Genomic DNA, 6,358 nt, shown 5'->3' with positions numbered 1-6,358 from the left:
ATTTTAACAGATCATCATGAAATGGGAACGAACAGCACTTTCTTTTTCCAACCTGGGATTCCAGAAAGAACACATCCGATTACTCCTCAAAAGAATCAAGACTTGACAGGTCAAATCGGACAATATCATGCAGCTTTTTTAGACAGGATTGGTTCTCTTTATTATAGTAAAGAAAGCTTTGATGATTTCTATTATGGAAAAGGCTCCACTTTTCCTGACGTACAAGGAGCTATAGGGATTTTATTCGAGCAAGCGAGTTCCAGAGGTCATGCGCAAGAAAGTGTGAATGGAGTATTAAAATTTCCTTTTACGATTAAAAATCAGTTTACTGCTTCATTGAGTACGTTTCAAGCAGCTTATGAAATGCGAGAAGAGCTTCTTGGTTTTCAAAGAGACTTTTACAAAAACTCGATCAATATGGCATCAGATGCAAATGAAAAAGCTTGGGTAGTTTCAGATCAAGATGCTTCCAAATTGTTCCGATTTGCTGAAATGTTAGATAGGCATGAAATTGAAGTACATAAATTGGCAAAAAACACCAATGGTTTTGATGCAGATAATAGCTATATCATTCCAACTAATCAGTATCAAAGCAGATTAATTAAGGCAATTTTTGATGTGAGAACAAGCTTCAAGGATAGCTTATTCTATGATGTTTCCGCATTCAATATGGGGATGGCTTTTAATCTTGATTATAAAAGTTTAGATAAAAAGGCGTTTAGCGGAGATTTATTAGGGGAGAAATTCGATCTTTCAAATCAGCCCGAAGGAAAGATTAATGGAGGAAAAAGTGAATATGCTTATATCATGGAGTGGCATGACTTCTATGCACCAAAAGCCTTGTATAAAATTCAAGAAGCGGGTATCAAAACTAAAGTAAATACAAAAGAAATCATTTTGAAAGATGGTACTACTTTGGCAATAGGTTCTATATTAATCCCTGTAAAACAACAGGAAAAATCACCTATTCAACTTTATCAGATTTTGGAAGAGGCTATTGATAATTCAGGAGTTAATATCTATTCAGTTAAAAGCGGAAATACCAATGGAATCAATTTAGGAAGCCCTGCTTTTGAATCCTTAGATCAGCCGGAAATAGCTATGATCATTGGAGAAGGAATCAGCCCTTATGACGCAGGAGAGATTTGGTTTTTGATGGATCAGCATAATGAAATGCCGATTACGAAAATTGATGTGAATGATTTCAGAAGAGCCGATTTGAGTAGATACAATGTATTGATTATGCCAGATGGTTGGGGATATGGAAATATTGGAAGTCAAAAAAATGACATACAGCGATGGGTTCAAGAGGGCGGAACTCTAATTGCTTATCAATCAGCTGCTAAATGGCTTTCTGATCAGAAAATGACTAAAGTGAAATTTATAGAGAGTAAACCTGATACCATAGGGTATGAGGCTTATGAGGATTTAGGCAATAACAGAGGTGCGCAAGTAATTGGAGGAGCAATTTTTGAAGTTGAATTAGACTTAAGTCACCCCCTTACTTACGGATTGAAAAATGAGAAAATGCCTATTTTCAGAAATAGTACTTTGTATATGGAGAAATCCAAAAATCAATATGCTAACCCATTAAGATATACACAATCGCCACTTTTAAATGGCTATATTTCAGAGGAAAATGCTGAAAAACTGAAAGGAACATCAGCGGTAACGGTAAGTCGTTTAGGTAGTGGAAAGGTAATCTCCTTTACTGATAATACTAATTTCAGAGCCTTTTGGTATGGCACCAACCGCTTGTTAATGAATGCTGTGTTTTATGGACAAACCATTAGTGGGAGTGCAGGAGAATAAAAGATTATTACATTTTACTTAAAGGGTGGGAGTGAATCTCACCCTTTTTTATTTTGCTTGATTAATGATACTGACTAAATATTTACAATTAACTGATTCTTTTTAAGTTATTTATATGTTGTTTTCTTGGTTTATGCTTTGATTATCACGAAAGTTGTATGTGATGAGAAATGATAATTTAGAATTTAAATAGGAATAGTTTAGGGACATATTCAAAATGTCATTGTAATGTTTTGTTCTTTTTCAATTATTAAGTTAGCAAAATTTAATTCACTTTTGATAGAGTGTTTTCTATCAATTTTAGTCTAAGATCTAAATAATATATGCTTAAAATGCGATAATTGATTATATTGCCTCCAAAGTTAAATTTTAGCCCTTACCAACTTCTGAAACTTTTTAAAAATGAAAAGAGTCTTTTTGCTTTCAATCATATTTTTCTTGATAAATCTGTCAGCTATTGCTCAGAATAAAACTGTAAGAGGGACAGTTACAGATGCAATCACAGGAGAGCCATTAATTGGGGTGAATGTATTACTGCCCGAAATCGGAAAGGGTGTTATGACAAATCAAGAGGGAAATTTTAAGATTATAGTACCTGAAAATGCAATCAACATTCTTTTTATATATCCAGGTAAAGCTAGAAAAAAAGTTGAAGTCGCTCAACAAGCTTTTATTTCAGTTGAATTAGGCCCCATTAGAACCATAATAGATGAAACTGCACATTTTTCATTTGGAGAGAAAAGGGAAAAATATCTTCAGCCTTATGCTTATCAGGAAATTCATTCTTCTTCGATAGCGCAAAAAGGCTCTCAGAATTTAGCTACTCTATTAAAAGGTAAAGCTTCGTCTTTAATTGTAAATGAAACAAGTGCAATGCCAGGCTCCTCTGCCAGTTTGAGTATTAGGGGAAATAATTCTGTTTTTATCGACAATGAACCACTAATTGTGATAGATGGTTTGCCATTGATTTCCGGTTCAGCTTTTTCAGGATTATCAAATGGCATGGATTACAGCAGTAGAATTAATGATATTAATCCGGAGGATATAAAATCAATCAATATTCTAAAAGGAGCATCTGCAGCAGCTTTGTATGGAAGTAGAGGATCCAATGGTGCTATTATAATCAATACATTCAGTGGTGAAAATATAAAAGTAAATTCTACAAGAATTAATCTGGGGCAAAGTTATATGGTCAATAAGGTTGTAGGACTTCCTCAACAGCAAAATAAATTTGGACAAGGAATGAATGGTCAATCAGTAGATGATAGCCCTTATTCTTGGGGACCAAATATAGGTGATGTAATAGATGGAGAATTAAATGACAATCTTACGCCTCTTTTTCAAAATGGATATACTGCAATTTCAAATTTAGATATATCGGGCAGAAACCATAAAGGAAATTATAATCTGACGCTTTCTTATGCAGATCAAAAAGGAATCATCCCCAATTCAGGAATGAATAGAATTAATGGGAAATTAAGGGGGGAATTAAAATTAAACAAAAAATTATCTATAGGTGCTATTGCAAATTTAGGCTTGAATGATATTTCTAAATTAGCGGGAGGAAACAACTCATCAAGTGTTTTAAATGGCGCTTACTTAAGTCCGCCATCTTATGATTTATGGGGAGGCAGTTTTGTGGCAGCTGGAAATCCAAATCAGCAAGAATATTATCATGACGGAGCTGACAATCCTAGATGGTCATTGGCCAACAATCAATTTAATGAAACTACTCAAAAGATTTTTGGTAATGTTTACATGAAATATAAGCCTATTAGGTGGCTAGAATTAAATTATAGAGGGGGAGGAGAGTTTTTAACGGAAGACATAAATGAAGTATATGCAATAGGCTCAAGTTTTTCTAATGGAAGGACCATGCCTCCTTCAGGGGGAAGAATAACGAGTGGTCAGAATATGATCCGACAAATAAATTCTAATTTCAATGCTAAATTAAAATTTGGTAATCCTAAAGAGGTTGCTTTTGATTTATTATTAGGTAATGAATTTGTTGATACACAAACTGAATCTATCATCCAGCAGGGTTTTGAAATTACAGAAGCAGGTACTGATGATGTTAATAATACGGCCAATCTACAAAGTGATAGTATAAATTTCAATAATTCGATTCTAGGGTTTTATGCAAATGCGCGTTTGTCATTGCATCAGACTCTTTATATTGATTTAGCAGGGCGCCAGGAATATAATTCAAATTCAACTTTTGACAATAGTCAATATTTTAATCCTACTGCTGGTTTAAGCTTCGTCTTTTCACAATTATTTGAGGAGAATGATTTTCTTAAAATCGGAAAACTAAGTACAAGCTTTTCTAAAATAGCTCAAGTTGCTTATTTAAATCAAAATATCTTCAATGGTTTTAATCAGGGTATATCTAATTCTTATTTCTCGCCTATCAGAACTGGATTTCCATTGAGAACTCAGGAAGGAAGTTTTACCAGAAATGATGTTATAAATCCTCAAGTCACCCAAACCATTGATGTTGGCTTAAATTTGGAGTTATTTAATAGTCAAGTATCCTTACAGTTGAACTATTTCCAAGAAAAAAATAGCAATCAAATATTGTTTCTACCTCTACCACCTAGCTCAGGATTATATTACTCCCTTCAAAATGCCGGAGAAATACAAAATACAGGTCTAGAATCTCAGCTCAGTATTAGTCCGGTAAAAACTAAGAATTTCGAATGGAATATAAGCGGGAATTATACGGCTATTGAATCAAAAGTATTATCAGTTGCAGAAGGCATGAACAGTATTTCATTGGGAGATAATACTGAAAGTCCAGAAATTCGATTAATCGAAGGCTCAGCATTTCCAGTTCTTTATGGGAATGGCTTTTTAAGAAATGAGGAAAATAGAATTATAGTAGATAATAGAGAATTTATCAATGGAAATGCTAATCCAGGTTTTGGTATGCCTCTTCGTGATCCAAATCCAAAGGAGTTAGGGAAAATGAATCCTGATTTTTGGGCAGCATTATCTAATGACTTTAGAATCTTTGGGTTCAATTTGTTTGTACAGTTTGATGGTCAGTTTGGAGGGAATGCATATAATGGAAATTCTAAAAGCATGAAGGAGTATGGGATGGATATTGCCACCATTGATAGGGAGGATGGTATTGTACTTGATGCAGTAAAAGGATATTACGCATTAGATGGAGATGGAAATGCAGTTCCTGATGTAGAAGGCGAGAATAATATCGTGATTAATAAAGGGCAGTATTTTTGGTCTGAAGTTGTGAGTGGTATTGATGAAGCCCACATCTATAAAACTAATTTCATTCGATTAAGAGAAGCTAAAATCAGTTATACCTTTAATCATGATAATAGTAGAGATGGGTTCATCAAAAAAGCCAGTATTTATGTAGTCGGAAGAAATCTGTGGATGAAGAGCAGATTTCCAAATGCAGATCCTGAAACTCAGTGGATAGGTACAAGTCCGTATTACGGTCAGCAATATTTTAATTTTCCTCAAATGAGATCATTTGGAGGAGGATTTAACTTGACTTTTTAATGAATAAAGATATGAAAAGCTTTATAAAAAAATATTTATTGACACCTCAATACCAACTGCTATTGTGGGGGTTTATGTTTCTATCCTCTTGCCAACTGTTAGAGGTGGAAGAAAATTTCACAATAAAGAATGAGGACGGGGAGATCACTAAATTAGAAGTCAGCTTTGGTGAGTCTTCAGATTTTAATTTATCAAGTACTGAGGGTGCTTTTGTTAATCTTATTTTTGAATCAAATCAAGAGTTTAATGGAAATGTGAAAGTGTATGTTTCTGTAGATTCTACTGAAAATGAATCAGTTTTAGTTTCTACTGTAGAATCTGTTCCATCAGAGCTTGTGTTAGACATAGAGGATATTAGACAAGCTTTTCAAGATGAGGATGAAGATGAGGAGGAAGATTTAGAAGATGGTGACTTATTATTCTTTACCTTTCAAGCCACTATAAATGATGAAAGTTACCAGTTTAATAATACGGCTTTATCTTCCGGAATTATTTGTAATTCAATGATTTCAACAGCAGATGATATTTGGATAGGAACTGCAAATGCAAACAATGGAGCTAGTTTCCCTATTACTGCAACAGCGGAGAATATTCAAATAATTCCTCTGGGAGATGATAATTATTTAATTTCCGATATATCAGCAGGATGGTTTGAGGCAATCGGTTTTAGGGCGCAGCAGGAAGGTATTTATAATGATAATTGCAATCAAATTACCTGGGTTGAACCAGGACAAAATAGACAATTTAATTTTGTAGATTCAGGAATTGAAGGCTCATGGGATCCTCCAAGCCAAACCCTGACTATCTATTGGTTTGATGAGGGTAATAACTTCAGCGGAGAATCTATCTTCACAAAAAACTAATTTTCAAATTGTTAATCATCTAATATGATGTTAAACCTGTTGAAGCGTTGATATATTCTATACTTCAAGTCCTCGCAGTCTTTGAATTGAGCTTCAAAAGAGATAGCAGAATTATTGCTGCATTATAGAATAGTGGTAATTGGTAATCTTGTTAT

At 34.0% G+C, this 6,358-nt stretch carries 3 protein-coding genes; all 3 read left to right on the top strand.

The features are described 5' to 3' along the window. Positions 1-1,812: zinc carboxypeptidase (locus Q0L29_RS17090; RefSeq protein WP_296623642.1), on the top strand; the 1,812-nt coding region annotated here is incomplete at its 5' end. Between the two features lie 402 nt (positions 1,813-2,214). Further along, positions 2,215-5,340 carry a SusC/RagA family TonB-linked outer membrane protein gene (locus Q0L29_RS17085; protein ID WP_296623640.1) on the top strand — a complete coding sequence of 1,042 codons (3,126 nt, stop codon included), beginning with the start codon at positions 2,215-2,217 and terminating at the stop codon, positions 5,338-5,340. Positions 5,341-5,351: 11 nt separating this feature from the next. Then, entirely contained in the window at positions 5,352-6,203 is an 852-nt protein-coding gene (locus Q0L29_RS17080) for a hypothetical protein (protein ID WP_296623637.1), read from the top strand. Positions 6,204-6,358: the final 155 nt, after the last annotated feature.

This window comes from Marivirga sp., assembly GCF_024636815.1.
Lineage (GTDB): Bacteria > Bacteroidota > Bacteroidia > Cytophagales > Cyclobacteriaceae > Marivirga.
This window is presented reverse-complemented; position numbering and strand designations above follow the sequence as displayed.

Coding starts and splice junctions, on each gene's coding strand:
- Q0L29_RS17085 (WP_296623640.1), top strand. CDS start 2,215: ATGAAAAGAGTCTTTTTGCTTTCAATCATATTTTTCTTGATAAATCTG.
- Q0L29_RS17080 (WP_296623637.1), top strand. CDS start 5,352: ATGAAAAGCTTTATAAAAAAATATTTATTGACACCTCAATACCAACTG.